Source organism: Flavobacterium erigeronis (assembly GCF_054075165.1).
In genome coordinates, this window is the sequence record NZ_JBSKGP010000002.1 from 19,862 (window position 1) to 35,623 (window position 15,762).

The window sequence follows — 15,762 nt, forward strand, 5'->3', positions numbered from 1 at the left end:
TTTATTTCAAAAAGATATTTAAAGTACAGAAACAGCTTTTATTAAAATCTTAATTATTGTGATAAATTTTTGCTTTTTAATATTGATTTGTTGAATTTTGGCGTTTAAAATTTCAAATCATCATGAGAGAGATCCATTATATAAGTTCAGAAACGATTACTTTAGAAACACTACAGGAGATTCTAAGTCAGAATAAAATATTAGAATTGTCTGAAGAGGCTAAAGTCAATGTTCAGAAATGCCGTGATTATTTAGATAAGAAAATGGCATCGCACACAGCGCCTATTTATGGAATCAATACCGGTTTTGGTTCTTTATATAGTGTGAAAATCTCGAATGAAAATCTATCTAAACTTCAAGAAAACCTAGTTAAATCGCACGCTTGCGGAACTGGAGAAGAAGTTCCTGCTGAGATTGTAAAAATGATGCTTTTGCTGAAAATCCAATCTTTGAGTTATGGACATTCTGGCATTCAGTTGCAAACACTGGAGCGTTTAGTTGATTTTTATAATAATGATATTCTGCCTATTATTTATACGCAAGGTTCACTTGGAGCTTCTGGAGATTTAGCGCCTTTGGCACATTTGTCTTTACCTTTAATTGGTGAAGGAATTGTTCTTTTTGATGGAAAAAAAGTGGCTTCTGCCGAAGTTTTACAACATTTTAACTGGGAACCAATTGTGTTACAGTCAAAAGAAGGTTTAGCTTTATTAAACGGAACGCAGTTTATGAGTGCTTACGGAGCACACATTTTGATTAAAGCTTACAAATATTCATATCTAGCCGATTTAATCGGAACGATTTCTTTAGAAGGATTTGACGGAAGAATCGAACCTTTTAATGAATTGATACATTATATACGTCCCCACAAAGGGCAAATCGTGACCGCGCAAAGAATTACTGAATTTTTAGACGGAAGCGAAATTATCACTCAAGAAAAGAAACACGTTCAAGATCCGTATTCTTTCCGTTGCATGCCACAAGTTCATGGCGCTTCAAAAGATGCGATTGATTATGTTCGAAAAGTATTCAAAACAGAAATCAATTCGGTAACCGATAATCCAAATATTTTTATTGAAGCCGATCAGATTATTTCGGGAGGAAATTTCCACGGTCAGCCTTTAGCTTTGGCTCTTGATTTTATGGCGATTGCTTTGGCAGAATTAGGAAGTATTTCTGAGAGGAGAACCTATCAGTTAATCTCAGGACTAAGAAATCTGCCAGCGTTTTTGGTTGATAATCCAGGATTGAATTCAGGATTTATGATTCCGCAATATACCGCAGCAAGTATTGCCAGCCAGAACAAACAATTGGCGACTCCGGCGAGTATTGACAGCATTGTTTCTAGCAACGGTCAAGAAGACCATGTGAGCATGGGAGCAAACGGTGCTACAAAAGCCTTACGAATTTTAGATAATTTAGAGCGTATTTTAGCAATCGAATTGTTAAATGCTTCGCAGGCGATTGCCTACAGAGAGCCTCTAAAATCAAGCGATTTTATCGAAATGTTTTTGAATAGTTACAGAGAAGTTGTGCCTTTGGTAAAAGAAGACAGAATCTTACATAATGACATAGAAAACACGGTTTTATTCCTTGCGAGTTTTCAAATTGAAAACGATTTGTTAACAATGGCTTAACACTGAAACGTGTTATTGAAGGTAATTTTGCGCTATCAAAAATAAAACAATGTCAATAAACAGTATTTTCCAATTTTTAGTGCCGAAAGACAAAAAATTCTTTCCACTTTTTGAAGAAGCTTCAAGCAATTTAATTGAATTAGCTTCTAACTTACACGAAGCTGTAAATTTACCATTAAAAGAGAGAGAAGTTCTTTTTCAAAAAATTGACGAATTAGAGCAAAAAGGAGAAGACATTACACGTCAAACCAATTTAGAATTGAGTAGAAACTTCATTACTCCATTCGATAGAGAAGACATTCACACTTTAATTACTTCTATTGATAACGTTGCAGATTACCTTCACGGAGCTGCAAGCCGTATGAAACTGTATCAAGTTGATAAGATTACAAAATCTATCAGAAAGATGACAGAAATTAACCTTGAAGCTTGTCAAAACATTGACAGCGCTGTAAAAGAGTTAAGCAACTTAAAGAATATCAATGTTATTAAAGAAGCTTGTGCTAGAATCAACAAACTAGAAAACAAGTCTGATAACGTATATAACAAAGCAGTTTTTGAAATTTTTGAAAACGAAACAGATGCTAAAAATATTATTAAATATAAAGAAGTGTTATCTGTTTTAGAATCAGCAACAGACAAATGTAAGAGTGTTGCGAACATACTAGAATCTATTTCTGTAAAACATTCTTAATTCAATTTTTCAATCTGAAGTTATAATTTTATGACGCTACTTATATTAATTATAGTATTAGCCTTAATTTTTGATTACATCAATGGTTTTCATGATGCGGCAAATGCTATAGCGACTGTTGTTGCTACAAAGGTTTTGACACCTTTTCAGGCCGTGGTCTGGGCAGCATTTTTTAACTTTCTGGCTTATTGGGTTTTCGGATTTGGTGTTGCAGATACTGTTGCTAAAACAGCGCATACCATGGAAATTAACCTAGTTGTAATTTTAGCCGGAGTTATTGCCGCAATCTGTTGGAATTTATTAACTTGGTGGTTAGGAATTCCTTCAAGTTCTTCGCATACACTTATTGGAGGTTTTGCTGGAGCGGCTGTAGCGCATGCTATCGCAGTTCATGGTTTTTCTGGATATGTTGGAGAAGATGGCGCAACACATTACTGGTACGAAATTGTAAGCTGGTATAAGGCCGGAAAAGATGGAGGAATGCCTTCGGGAGTTCTTATTATTATTGCCTTTATTGTTTTGGCTCCATTATTAGGAGTATTAGCTTCGTATTTAATTTCGATCTGGCTTTTAAATGCTTCTCGTAAAACAATCGGGCCAAAAATCTTTACTGTAGCTTTAATGATCGCTACGATTATTTTTGTGTATTACCAGATGGTTTCTTATGAGGAAATAAAAAGTCATGGTAAGCCTCGATTTGATTCTCATTTTTGGAGCGTAGTATTTGATTCTCATAATATTAAATGGTTCTTGGTAGCCTTTATAATCTTGACAGTAAGTGCCTTTTGTTTAATATTCAGCAGCTTAAATCTTCATCAGGCTGATGCTGCTTTAAAGAAAATGCAATTGTTATCTTCTGCGGCATTTAGTTTAGGTCACGGAGGTAACGATTCTCAAAAAGTAATGGGTATTATTGCTGCAGCTGTAGCGGTTTACATCAATACAAACCACGGAGTGCATATGGACGATTGGTTAAATGTTGTTTTACCAAATGAAGATGCAGGGGTTAAAGGGGTTATGCCAAGCTGGATTCCATTAGCATGTTATTCTGCAATTGCAGCTGGAACTTTAAGCGGTGGATGGAAAATTGTGAAAACAATGGGATCTAAAATCACTAAAGTAAGTTCGTTTGAAGGTGTTGCGGCAGAAACTGCAGGAGCTTTGACACTTTACTTTACAGAGCACTTAAAAATTCCAGTAAGTACAACACATACCATTACAGGTTCTATTATTGGAGTTGGATTAACAAAACGTGTTTCTGCAGTTCGCTGGGGAGTTACAGTAAGTTTAATCTGGGCTTGGATCTTAACTATTCCAATTTCAGCAATATTAGCAGGTTTGGTTTACTTTGTTTTAAGCGTATTCATTTAATCTGTAAAAAGGAATTTGTAAAATAATATTCTATTTTATCATATATAAAACCGGTTTCAATTTGAAATCGGTTTTTTTTATTTTTAATTTGTTTTAAAATGAAAGAATAAAAACTTTTGAAGGTTTAAAGAAAAAAGATTTTGTCGATTTTTGTAAGTAGTTTAATATTTTAATATGAAGAAAATAATCTTGCTGGTTTTGATGCTGGCTCTAACAACCAGTTTCGCACAATCAAATAATGCATCTTTTAAATATGGTTTTGTAGATCAAACTGGGAAAGAAATAGTTCCTTGCAAATATGACGGACTTGAAGCGTTTTTAAGCGGATTTGCGGTGGTGCAAATCAATGGTAAATTTGGTTTGGTAGACAAAACAGGCAAAGAAGTTGTTCGCTGTACAAATGATGCAATAATAAACAAGCAGAATTGGATTATAATCAATAATAAAAATGCCAAGCCGCAATATCTGGTAAAGTCTTCGGATGTGCTATTGTCGAAAAAATATGAAGAAGCAAAAACGTTGTCTCCAGAAATAACTGCCGTAAAATGGAAAAATAAATGGGGTTTTATAGATGTTATAGGCGAGGAGATTGCGCCAAAATACGATGAAATAAATGATTTCTCAGACCGTTTTGCTGTTGTAAAATTGAATGCTAAATATGGAATTGTAGATCAGATAGGAAAAGAGATTGTTCTGCCAACTTATGATCGTGTTCAGAACTTTAAAGAAGGTGTTGCAATAGTAGAATCTAACGGCAAATACGGAGTGGTTAATGAAGATGGGAAAATTGTAATTCCTGTTAAGTACGATATGAATTTTTATTTTGCGAATGGTGTTTCAATTGCAAAACTAGGAGATAAATACGGCGTTTTGGACAACGAAGGAAAAGAAATCGCGCCAGTAAAATACGAGTTCATGGTTATAAATGGTAACTTGATTCAAATGAAAATGGAAAATAAATACGGTCTGATTACTAAAGAAGGGAAAGAAATAACTCCTGCTAAATACGATTTGATCGAATCTTTTAAAGATGGAATTGCTGCAATTAAGCTAAATGGTAAATACGGTTTTATTGATAAAGAAGGAAAAGAAATAGTTGCTCCAAATTATGATAAAGCAGATGATTTTGTTGATGGTATGGCGGCTGTTAGAACTCTAAGCAAAAAATAAGAATGACAATGAATCAAGAGATTTTAAATCAAATTGAAAGGATTAAAAAGAAACTTATTTTAGCGAAAGATGTTGATAATGAGTTTAAAGTATTTGGTGCGGACAGTCATAAATATATAGTTGGAAAGACGCTTACAGTTCCCGAAATCTCACAATTTGAAAAGAATTTTGATATTGAACTTCCTGAAAGTTATAAAGCGTTTTTACAACATATAGGAAATGGAGGGGTAAGTTATGATTCATCTTGCGCTGGACCATTTTATGGTATTTATCCATTAGGGAAAAATATAAATGAATTGTTTGATGAAACTCTCGGATATCTTAAGGCGAAATGCATTCTATTTCCTGATATGTCAGATGAATATTGGGATAACTTAACAAAAGCTATTGATGAAGATGATATTTCTGACGATAACTATGAACTGGAATTAGGAAAGATTTTTTCGGGTATTTTACCTCTTGGCTCGCAAGGTTGTTCGTATATACATGGACTTGTTTTAAATGGAGAATTTAAAGGGAAGGTTGTTAATATCGATATTGACAGGCAAAAACCTAAATTTACCTTTGAAGCAACTTTTTTAGATTGGTACGAACGATGGCTTGATGAAATAATTTCCGGTGATTTAATTATCGATACCCCAAGTTGGTTTGGATATGGAATGGGAGGTACGGCAAAAGATCTGTTGCAGTCTTATTTTTCTGCGCAGGAATTTAATGCTAAAAAAGATTGCTTAAATGCTATTCTGAAAAAAGCAAATCTCGATATTGAAATCTTAAATAAAATAGAAGAGCAGTATCAATTAAGCTCTGGCGAACTCAAAGAGATTTTTCTTCAAATCATGACCAAATTTGATTATGAAAGGGCGTATGATTATTTAGTGACATATACGAAAGAGAACTTGCTGGTAGTGCTTCAATTTGTCTTTTGGTATGCGAAGGATAAAAGCACCGATTGGTTAGAAACGATTGAATTAAATATAGGAAAAATAAATAATGAAGAAACTTTTAGGTTTTGTACTTACTTATTAAAGGAAATCGATATGGATTTTGGATATTTGATTGTTCCTTTTGCTTCACATGAAAATGAGAATATTAGAGTTAGCGCTTTTTATACACTTGGGCAGTTGAAAAATAAGGCAGAATATCTAGATACTTTTGTATTAGGTTTGAATGATAAATCGAATACTGTTATTAATACAACTTTGCAAGCTTTACAAAATATTATAGATAAAAAGCTTTTAGTTCATTATAAAAATATAGCTGAACAATTTCCTGTAGAGCAAGATTATATATTAGTGAATTTAAATCATAGACTCAAAGATTACAATCTTTCTAATACTTCAATTTTGAATATAGATATTGAGAATTTTGAAAGTAGTTCTCAAAAAGATAAAAAGAAATGGTTTCGTTTTTGGGAATAATCTTATGTGATATCAAGACTTCTGAAGGTTTTTTCGATTATGTTTGCGTTTGTAATGCGTCTGTTTTAGATTTTTTTGATCTTCTGAAATGATGCTTATTGTCCCGTCAATTTCAAGCATTGCCAGTTTTATATTTTTGAAATATTCGATACCGTGTTCTCTCATAGCTTCTTTTAATTCTTCATCAGAAATATCTAATCTGCTTAAGGTTTGAAAATCTAACTTTCCGTCGTGAACAAGAATTTGAGGTTTATCTAGTAGCAAATCGCTAATAGTTTTATATCTGCGGATTAATTTTTTTATAATGTAATTGATGATAAATAGAACCAAAGCGGCAATTAAACCTCCTATTAAACTTGTATCTGGGCCAACCATTGCATTTTGAACGGAATTGCTAATAAGTAAAATCAAGATTACATCGGCGGTATTTAATTGAGAAAGTTCCTTTTTGCCGAATATTCTCAAAGCGATGGTCATAAAGAAATAAACGGCAATACTTCTTAAAACAATATCTAGATAAGGAAAAGTCATATTTTTTATTTTAAAGTTAAATAAAAAAGCTTTGCCAAAGTTCTAAAACTTTGACAAAGCTGCTAAAATATTTATGCTGAATTAAGTTTAAATGAACTTAATTATAATTTAAAATTCTTTTCAATTGCTTTAATCATTTCTCCAGCAACATCTTTATTGGTTGCGCCTTCAATTCCTTCAAGTCCAGGAGAAGAGTTTACCTCAAGCAATAAAGGTCCTTTAGAAGAACGGATAATATCTACACCCGCCACTTTTAAGTCCATTGCTTTTGCGGCTTTTATTGCAATCTTTTTCTCCTCAGGAGTTATTTTGATTACAGAAGCTGTTCCTCCAAGGTGAATATTAGCCCTAAATTCGCCTGGCATCGCTTCACGCTGAATTGCGGCAACTACTTTTCCGTCGATTACAAAACAGCGAATGTCTTTTCCGTTAGCTTCTTTAATAAATTCTTGAACTAAGATATTGGCATTTAAACTTTTAAAAGCATTGATAACACTTTCTGCAGCTTTTTTAGTCTCAGCCAAAACAACGCCTTTTCCTTGCGTTCCTTCTAATAATTTGACAATTAGAGGTGAACCGCCCACCATTTTAATTAAATTGTCTGTATCAAGCGGAGAATTGGCAAATCCAGTTGTTGGAATATCGATGCCGCTATTCAAAAGCAATTGTAGCGAATATAGTTTATCCCTAGATTGCGTAATAGCCGTTGCTGAATTCAAGCAAAATACCTTCAAAGCTTCAAACTGACGCGTAAGTGCGCAGCCATAAAAAGTAATGCTTGGTCTAATACGCGGAATTATGGCGTCAAACTGATTTAGGATTTTACCGCCTCTGTAGTGAATTTCTGGAGTTTTGGCATCCAGCTTCATATAGCATTCTTTGATATTCAAAAAATGCATTTCGTGCCCGCGCATTTCGCCGGCTTCCATAATTCTTTTGTTGCTGTAAAGTTCAGGGTTACTGGCTAAAACACCAATTCGTAAACCAGAACTTGCTTTTTCAGAGTTCTGATACAATTCTTTTAAAGATTCTGCTGTAGGCTGTCCTAAAAGGTATTTTTGTTCTGGATCGACCAAAACTCTTCCACTCATAGCTTCGCGTCCTAAAAGCATTCTGAAACCCATTGAGTCACGGTTCGTCAAAGTCATTTCGATCGGCCATTTAGCATCTCCAATTTTTAAACTAGTTTGAATAACGTAACGATGTTCTCTAAAACCGCTAGAGCTTTTCACAATTCTTTTGTCGACCAGCGGTGCTTCACAGTGAATAATAGTTTTAATATTATTCTGAATCGGATTAATGTCGAATTTAACCCAATTGGCATCATTTTTTATAAAAGGAGCTATGTTTAATGCGTGCATTGCCGAAGTTTTAGCGCCAGAATCCACACGAGCCTTGATTGTCGGGATTCCTAGTTCTGGAAATGAGCACCATTCTTCGCTGCCTAAAATGACTTTGTTTTGAAGCATATTTTGTTTCTTTATTATAGTATTAAAATTCAAAAATAGCTATTTGCTTTTACTAAAGATAGTGATTTTTACAAAAAAAAATGCCCGTTATGTTATGAAAACGTAACGGGCAAGTTATTAGTGTTATAATTTTTGACTAATTTACTGATTTGTCGGTTCTTCAGCTTTGTGAATTTCAACTGATAATTCTTGTGAATCATCTTTTAAATCCATCATAATTTCGTCACCAGAATGAATTTTCGAAGTAATGATTTCTTCTGCTAACAAATCTTCAACATATTTCTGAATTGCTCTTTTTAACGGTCTTGCTCCAAATTGTTTGTCAAAACCTTTTTCAGCGATAAACGCTTTTGCTTTGTCAGTTAAGCTTAATTTGTAGCCTAACTCTGCAATACGAGAATATAGTTTTTTCAATTCGATTTCGATAATCAAATCAATATCAGACTTTTCTAGCGCGTTGAACACGATTACGTCATCAATTCTGTTTAGGAATTCAGGAGCAAAAGTTTTCTTCAAAGCGTTTTCGATAATACTTTTTGAGTTTTCATCAGCTTGAGCTGTTCTTGCAGCAGTTCCGAATCCAACACCTTGTCCGAAATCTTTCAACTGACGAGCACCAACGTTAGAAGTCATGATAATGATAGTGTTTTTGAAGTCAATTTTGCGACCTAAACTATCTGTCAAATATCCGTCATCTAAAACTTGAAGCATCATATTGAAAACATCTGGATGTGCTTTTTCGATCTCATCTAAAAGAACCACACAATACGGTTTTCTACGAACTTTTTCAGTCAATTGACCTCCTTCTTCGTAACCTACGTATCCTGGAGGCGCTCCAACTAAACGAGAGATCGCAAATTTCTCCATGTATTCACTCATATCGATACGAACTAAAGCATCTTCAGAATCAAATAATTCTTTTGCTAAAACTTTAGCCAATTGCGTTTTACCAACACCAGTCTGACCTAAGAAAATAAACGAACCAATTGGTTTGTTTGGATCTTTAAGTCCGGCTCTGTTACGCTGAATAGAACGTGCAATTTTTAGAACCGCCTCATTTTGCCCAATTACTTTATTCTGAATTAATTCAGGTAAATGAGCCAATTTGTTGCTTTCTGTTTGCGCAATTCTGTTTACAGGAATTCCAGTCATCATAGAAACCACATCGGCTACATTGTCTTCTGTAACTTCAATACGGTTGTTTTTAGAATCTTCTTCCCATTGTTCTTGAGCTAAAGCAAGATCTTTTTCAATACGTTTTTCATCATCGCGAAGTTTGGCTGCTTCTTCATATTTTTGTTTTTTAACAACCATATTTTTCATTTCGCGAACTTCTTCCAGCTGACGTTCTAAATCCAAAATTTGTTTCGGAACATCAATGTTGGTAATGTGCACGCGAGAACCAGCTTCGTCCATTGCATCGATAGCCTTGTCTGGTAAGAAACGCTCAGACATATATCTGTTTGTCAATTTAACACACGCTTCAATAGCTTCTGGCGTATACGTTACGTTATGGTGATCTTCGTATTTGTCTTTTACGTTATTCAAAATTGCAATCGTTTCTTCAACAGAAGTTGGTTCTACAATTACTTTTTGGAAACGTCTTTCTAAAGCTCCGTCTTTTTCAATATATTGTCTGTACTCGTCAAGAGTAGTAGCGCCAATACATTGAATTTCTCCTCTTGCTAAAGCAGGTTTGAACATGTTTGAAGCATCAAGTGAACCTGTTGCTCCTCCAGCACCTACAATAGTATGGATCTCATCAATAAAAAGAATAATATCGTCGTTTTTCTCTAGCTCGTTCATCACGGCTTTCATTCTTTCTTCAAATTGTCCTCTGTATTTTGTTCCAGCAACTAAGCTAGCCAAGTCTAGAGTTACAACTCGTTTGTTGAAAAGAATACGAGATACTTTCTTCTGGATAATACGTAAAGCAAGTCCTTCTGCAATAGCAGATTTACCAACTCCAGGTTCTCCAATAAGAAGCGGATTGTTCTTTTTTCTACGGCTTAAAATTTGCGATACACGCTCAATTTCTTTTTCTCGTCCTACAACTGGGTCTAATTTCCCTTCTTCTGCCATTTCTGTTAAATCTCTCCCAAAATTATCTAAAACTGGAGTCTTAGATTTTTTGTTTGACTTATTGGCGGGATTATTAAAACTGCTTTCTTTAAGACTGTCATCTTGTCCTGAATCGTCATTATACGATTCGTTTCTTGGCAAGTTTTCTAAGAATTCTTCTTCGTTTGGAGTCATATTTAAATACTGTTCTTTAGCTACGTCATAATCTATTTTTAGTTTATTCAATAGCTTGGTTGTTGGATCGTTTTCGTTTCGTAAGATACACAATAGCAGGTGTGCCGTGCTTATCGATGAACTTTGAAATACTTTTGCTTCAAGAAAAGTGGTCTTCAGGGCTCTTTCGGCCTGTCGGGTAAGATGAAGGTTTTTCTTTTCTGCATTTACTTCAACGCTCAGATTGGCTGGGCTCAGTATTTCTACTTTTCTGCGTAAATGATCTAAATCGACAGCTAGGTTATTAAGTATATGAATAGCTTTTCCGTTACCATCTCTTAAAATACCTAGCATAAGATGTTCGGTACCAATAAAGTCGTGACCCAATCGAAGAGCCTCTTCCTTACTGTACGTAATAACATCTTTTACTCTTGGTGAAAAATTATCATCCATAATATATAATTGGTATTGTAAATTTAGTGAATTACAGTTTTAAAAACAAAAACCGTACCCATCAGAATGTCCTGTCAGCTAATAGACGAAAAAAAAGACAATAAAAGAGTTAAAAAACGCTTAATTTATTAACTAAAACCCAAAATAAAGTTGTTAATAAATCCTTGAAATTAGTATAAGTTATTAGCGGAAAAATCTTCAAAAAAACGTATCTTGGCACGCTTTGAAAACTAATATAATTATTTAATATAACAACTTATGTCTGAAGGAGAAAAGTTAATTCCTATTAACATAGAGGATGAAATGAAGTCAGCTTACATCGATTATTCGATGTCAGTAATTGTATCGAGAGCACTTCCTGATGTTAGAGATGGCTTGAAACCAGTGCATCGAAGAGTTCTTTACGGAATGTATGATTTAGGTGTAACATCAAGATCTGCCCACAAAAAGTCTGCGAGAATCGTAGGGGAGGTTCTGGGTAAGTACCACCCGCACGGTGATACCTCTGTTTATGATGCAATGGTACGTATGGCGCAGGAATGGAGTATGCGTTATTTATTAGTTGACGGACAGGGTAACTTTGGTTCTGTCGATGGAGACAGTCCTGCAGCAATGCGTTATACTGAGGCCAGAATGCGTAAAATTTCTGAAGAGATTATGGCCGATATCGAAAAAGAAACAGTTGATTTTCAATTGAACTTTGACGATACAATATATGAACCAAAAGTAATGCCAACAAGAGTTCCTACTTTATTAGTAAACGGAGCTACAGGTATTGCAGTTGGTATGGCGACTAATATGCCGCCACACAATTTAACTGAAGTTATCAATGGTACTTTGGCGTATCTTGATAATAATGATATTGAAGTAGACGAATTAATGACTCATATCAAAGCTCCTGATTTTCCAACGGGAGGTATTATTTATGGATATGAAGGCGTTCGTGAAGCTTTTAAAACGGGTAGAGGACGTATTGTAATGCGTGCAAAAGTAGGTTTTGAAGAAGTTGACGGAAGAGAATGTATTATCGTTACAGAAATTCCATATCAGGTTAACAAAGCAGAAATGATCAAGCGTACTGCTGATTTGGTTAACGAGAAAAAAATCGAAGGTATTGCCAATATTCGCGATGAGTCGGATAGAACGGGTATGCGTATCGTTTATATCTTAAAACGTGACGCTACACCAAACGTAGTATTGAATACTTTATATAAATACACACAATTACAATCTTCTTTTAGTGTAAATAATATTGCACTAGTAAAAGGTCGTCCACAAATGTTGAATCTAAAAGATATGATTCACTATTTCATCGAGCACCGTCATGAAGTTGTAGTTCGTAGAACACAATTTGAATTACGTAAAGCAGAAGAAAGAGCGCATATCTTAGAAGGATTAATCATTGCTTCTGACAATATCGACGAAGTAATTGCGTTAATTAGAGGATCTAAAAACACAGACGAAGCTAGAGAGAAATTAATCGAAAGATTCAAGTTGTCAGATATTCAAGCTCGTGCTATTGTTGAGATGCGTCTTCGTCAGTTGACAGGTCTGGAGCAGGATAAATTAAGAGCGGAGTATGACGAATTAATGAAGTTAATTGAGCATTTAAAAGCGTTATTAGCAGATATTAATTTAAGAACTGATTTGATTAAAGAAGAACTTGTTGAGATTCGCGATAAATATGGCGATGACCGTCGTTCTCAAATTGAGTATTCTGGAGGAGATGTAAGTATTGAAGACTTAATCGCCGATGAAAATGTAGTTATTACAATTTCCCACGCAGGTTATATCAAACGTACAAACCTAACAGAATATAAAACTCAAAATAGAGGTGGAGTTGGACAGAAGAGTGCTGGAACAAGAGACCAGGATTTCTTAGAGCACATGTTTGTAGCGACCAACCACCAATATATGATGTTCTTTACACAAAAAGGAAAATGTTTCTGGATGCGTGTATATGAAATTCCAGAAGGAAGCAAAACCGCAAAAGGTAGAGCAATTCAGAACTTGGTAAATATTGAAAGTGATGATAAAGTAAAAGCTTTCATTTGTACGCAAGACTTAAAAGACAAAGATTATATCAATACGCATAATCTTGTAATGGTAACCAAACAAGGTCAGGTGAAGAAAACTTCTTTAGAGAAATATTCTAAACCAAGAGCAAATGGAGTGGCTGCGATTACAATTAAAGAAGGTGATGAATTACTTGGTGCTCAGTTGACAAACGGAGAAAGCCAAATTATCTTAGCCGTTAAGTCTGGTAAATTGGTTCGTTTTGAAGAAACAAAAACACGTCCGATGGGAAGAACAGCTTCTGGAGTTCGTGGAATTACTTTAAAAGACGAAACAGATGAAGTAATCGGAATGGTTACGGTTGACAAAAATGATATTACAGAATCTCAGATTTTAGTTGTAACTGAAAATGGATACGGAAAACGTACTAAATTAGTTGATGAAGATGGAGAAGATGTGTACAGAATTACAAACCGTGGAGGTAAAGGTGTTAAAACACTTAATATCACAGAGAAAACAGGTAAATTGATCTCAATCAACGCTGTGACTGATGCAGACGACTTAATGATTATTAACAAGTCTGGATTAACGATCAGAATGGCAATTGAAGATTTACGTGTTATGGGACGTGCTACTCAAGGTGTTAGATTGATTAACTTAAAAGGTAAAGATTCTATTGCTGCTGTTACTACAGTAATGAAAGATGACGTAGAAGAAGTAGAATTAGATGAAGACGGTAATGTAATCGAATCTGGCATTGAGAGAATTAAACCAGATTTGGAAGTTCTTGAAGACGATGGAGCTGCAGAAGATGACGACGACTCTGATGACGAGGAAGTAGAGGATGAAGACGATGCGGAAGCAGAAGACGAAGAATCTGAAGAATAAGTAGAAAACAAAAATTAAATACAAATAAATATCATTATGAAAAGTAAATATGTAATACTTGCATCAGCATTACTGATCTCTGTAGCTACGTTTGCTCAAAAGGATCAAATTAAAAGCGCTGAAAAGGCATTAAAGAGTGGTGATGCTCAAGGAGCGATTACAATACTAAAAGATGCTGAAAACTTAGTTGTTAACGCTAAAGATACAGAACAGGCTCAGTTTTATTTTGTTCAAGGAAATGCTTTTCTTGACCTTGCAAACAAAAAGGTTGAAGAAAGTAAAAACTTATTGGCAGCTGCAAATAGCTACAAAAAATTAATTGATGTAGAAACAGCTTCTGGAAAACAAAAATATTCATCTCAAGCAGCAGCTTCAATTACAAACATCAAAGGATTATTGATTAATTCTGCGATTGCTGATACACAAGCAAACAAGCATGCAGAAGGTGCAAAAAAATTATACGAAGCGTATGGTTTAGATAAAAAAGATACAATCAACTTGTATTATGCAGCATCTACAGCTGTAAATTCACAAGATTATGATCTTGCTTTGCCAATGTACGAAGAGTTGAAAAAACTAAACTACTCTGGAAAAGGAACTTTGTACTTAGCTGCAAACAAAGCTAACGGAAACGAAGATAATTTTGCTAACGCTAAAGAAAGAGATTTAGCTGTTAAATTAGGAACTCACGAAAAACCTAAAACAGAAGCTATTCCTTCAAAAAGAGGTGAAATCTACAAAAACTTAGCGTTGATTTTAGTTCAAAAAGGACGTACAGAAGATGCTAAAAAAGCAATCGCTGATGCTAGAAAAGCAAATCCAGATGATTCTTCTTTAATCTTAACTGAAGCTAACTTGTACTTAGAGACTAAAGACTTCGAAAAATACAAACAATTAGTGGGAGAGGCTTTACAAAAAGATCCAAACAATGCTGATTTAGTATTCAATTTAGGAGTAATTAGTGCTGGAGCTAAGAACAATGCAGATGCTGAGAAATATTACTTAAAAGCAATTGAAATCAATCCTAATTATACTAATGCTTACTTAAATCTTGCAGCATTAAAATTAGAGGCTGAAAAACCAATCATTGACGAAATGAACAAATTGGGTACTTCTGCTAAAGATATGAAACGTTACGATGTTTTAAAGGCTCAGAGAGAAGCTGTTTTTAAAGGAGTTATTCCTTACCTTAAAAAAGCGAATGAGTTAGATCCTAAAAACGAAGATGTTTCTAAAACATTAATTGGAGTTTACAGTGCTCTGGAAATGACTGCTGAAGCTAAAGCTTTGAAAGCAAAAATGTAATAATTCTTGTTTCGAAATAAATAAAAAAACCATCAGTCTCGGCTGATGGTTTTTTTTTATGGTTTCTAACTGATTAATTCAGCAGATAATGTAATTGTGGTATTCAATAGTTTTGAAATCGGACAGATTTCTTTTGCTTTGGCAGCTGTAGCAGCAAATTCTTCTGCAGAGATTGATGGAACTTTACCTTTTAAATCTAAATGAATTAAAGTGATGGTTCCGTCCTCAAAAGTGACAGTCGCTTCTGTAGTTAAATCATCTGCGGTAAAACCTCCTTCATTCAGTAAAAAGCTTAATTGCATCGTAAAACAGCCTGAATGTGCCGCAGCAACCAATTCTTCTGGATTTGTCCCAACGCCATCGGCAAATCTCGTTTTGAAAGACAATTGAGCATTATCTAAAGTTGTGCTTTGCGTACTAATTTTTCCTGTTCCTTCCATACCGGTTCCTTTCCAGTTGGCGTGTGCTTTTCTTGTAAATTTCATTTTTTAGTTATTAAAATTAATAATTTGGTTTGTTATCAGGTTGATTATCAGATAACAGTATTCTATCAAATATACCTAAAATTTTGC

11 protein-coding genes are annotated in these 15,762 nt (G+C 34.5%); 7 read left to right on the forward strand and 4 right to left on the reverse strand.

All coding sequences use genetic code 11. The features are described 5' to 3' along the window. Positions 1–122: 122 nt before the first annotated feature. The 5 genes from hutH (at position 123) to ACWA1F_RS04175 (ending at position 6,293) form a co-directional block, all read left to right on the forward strand. Positions 123–1,637, forward strand: coding sequence for a histidine ammonia-lyase (hutH, locus tag ACWA1F_RS04155; protein ID WP_456891858.1), 1,515 nt, complete (start codon positions 123–125; stop codon positions 1,635–1,637). 49 nt (positions 1,638–1,686) lie between these two features. Further along, positions 1,687–2,331 carry a DUF47 domain-containing protein gene (locus ACWA1F_RS04160; RefSeq protein WP_125719613.1) on the forward strand — a complete coding sequence of 215 codons (645 nt, stop codon included), beginning with the start codon at positions 1,687–1,689 and terminating at the stop codon, positions 2,329–2,331. Positions 2,332–2,361: 30 nt separating this feature from the next. Further along, positions 2,362–3,702 carry an inorganic phosphate transporter gene (locus ACWA1F_RS04165; RefSeq protein WP_456891860.1) on the forward strand — a complete coding sequence of 447 codons (1,341 nt, stop codon included), beginning with the start codon at positions 2,362–2,364 and terminating at the stop codon, positions 3,700–3,702. A 174-nt stretch (positions 3,703–3,876) separates the two neighbouring features. Beyond that, positions 3,877–4,872: a WG repeat-containing protein gene (locus tag ACWA1F_RS04170; protein ID WP_456891862.1), complete on the forward strand. Its 996-nt coding sequence runs from the start codon at positions 3,877–3,879 to the stop codon at positions 4,870–4,872. A gap of 8 nt (positions 4,873–4,880) precedes the next feature. Beyond that, positions 4,881–6,293, forward strand: coding sequence for an SMI1/KNR4 family protein (locus ACWA1F_RS04175; RefSeq protein ID WP_456891864.1), 1,413 nt, complete (start codon positions 4,881–4,883; stop codon positions 6,291–6,293). A 12-nt stretch (positions 6,294–6,305) separates the two neighbouring features. Here ACWA1F_RS04175 and ACWA1F_RS04180 read toward each other — a convergent pair whose 3' ends face one another. From ACWA1F_RS04180 to ACWA1F_RS04190, 3 genes are all read right to left on the reverse strand, one after another. Next, entirely contained in the window at positions 6,306–6,824 is a 519-nt protein-coding gene (locus ACWA1F_RS04180; RefSeq protein WP_306157478.1) for a DUF421 domain-containing protein, read from the reverse strand. A gap of 101 nt (positions 6,825–6,925) precedes the next feature. After that, complete coding sequence (gene rimK, locus ACWA1F_RS04185) at positions 6,926–8,293, reverse strand: 30S ribosomal protein S6--L-glutamate ligase (RefSeq protein WP_125719621.1); 1,368 nt, start codon at positions 8,291–8,293, stop codon at positions 6,926–6,928. Positions 8,294–8,434: 141 nt separating this feature from the next. Continuing rightward, the gene (locus ACWA1F_RS04190) at positions 8,435–10,981 is read right to left on the reverse strand and encodes an ATP-dependent Clp protease ATP-binding subunit (RefSeq protein ID WP_306157480.1); all 2,547 of its coding nucleotides are present in this window, start codon (positions 10,979–10,981) and stop codon (positions 8,435–8,437) included. 258 nt (positions 10,982–11,239) lie between these two features. On the opposite strand from ACWA1F_RS04190, the gene gyrA reads away from it, so the two are divergent. Then, complete coding sequence (gyrA, locus tag ACWA1F_RS04195) at positions 11,240–13,885, forward strand: DNA gyrase subunit A (RefSeq protein ID WP_456891867.1); 2,646 nt, start codon at positions 11,240–11,242, stop codon at positions 13,883–13,885. 36 nt (positions 13,886–13,921) lie between these two features. Then, positions 13,922–15,190, forward strand: coding sequence for a tetratricopeptide repeat protein (locus tag ACWA1F_RS04200; RefSeq protein WP_306157484.1), 1,269 nt, complete (start codon positions 13,922–13,924; stop codon positions 15,188–15,190). 65 nt (positions 15,191–15,255) lie between these two features. Here the strand turns inward: ACWA1F_RS04200 and ACWA1F_RS04205 are convergent, their stop codons facing one another. After that, positions 15,256–15,675 (reverse strand): OsmC family protein, encoded by a 420-nt coding sequence (locus ACWA1F_RS04205; RefSeq protein WP_306157486.1) that lies wholly within the window; start codon positions 15,673–15,675, stop codon positions 15,256–15,258. Between the last annotated feature and the right edge of the window lie 87 nt (positions 15,676–15,762).

Coding starts and splice junctions, on each gene's coding strand:
- ACWA1F_RS04170 (WP_456891862.1), top strand. CDS start 3,877: ATGAAGAAAATAATCTTGCTGGTTTTGATGCTGGCTCTAACAACCAGT.
- hutH (WP_456891858.1), top strand. CDS start 123: ATGAGAGAGATCCATTATATAAGTTCAGAAACGATTACTTTAGAAACA.
- ACWA1F_RS04175 (WP_456891864.1), top strand. CDS start 4,881: ATGAATCAAGAGATTTTAAATCAAATTGAAAGGATTAAAAAGAAACTT.
- ACWA1F_RS04200 (WP_306157484.1), top strand. CDS start 13,922: ATGAAAAGTAAATATGTAATACTTGCATCAGCATTACTGATCTCTGTA.
- gyrA (WP_456891867.1), top strand. CDS start 11,240: ATGTCTGAAGGAGAAAAGTTAATTCCTATTAACATAGAGGATGAAATG.
- ACWA1F_RS04190 (WP_306157480.1), bottom strand. CDS start 10,981: ATGGATGATAATTTTTCACCAAGAGTAAAAGATGTTATTACGTACAGT.
- ACWA1F_RS04205 (WP_306157486.1), bottom strand. CDS start 15,675: ATGAAATTTACAAGAAAAGCACACGCCAACTGGAAAGGAACCGGTATG.
- rimK (WP_125719621.1), bottom strand. CDS start 8,293: ATGCTTCAAAACAAAGTCATTTTAGGCAGCGAAGAATGGTGCTCATTT.
- ACWA1F_RS04180 (WP_306157478.1), bottom strand. CDS start 6,824: ATGACTTTTCCTTATCTAGATATTGTTTTAAGAAGTATTGCCGTTTAT.
- ACWA1F_RS04160 (WP_125719613.1), top strand. CDS start 1,687: ATGTCAATAAACAGTATTTTCCAATTTTTAGTGCCGAAAGACAAAAAA.
- ACWA1F_RS04165 (WP_456891860.1), top strand. CDS start 2,362: ATGACGCTACTTATATTAATTATAGTATTAGCCTTAATTTTTGATTAC.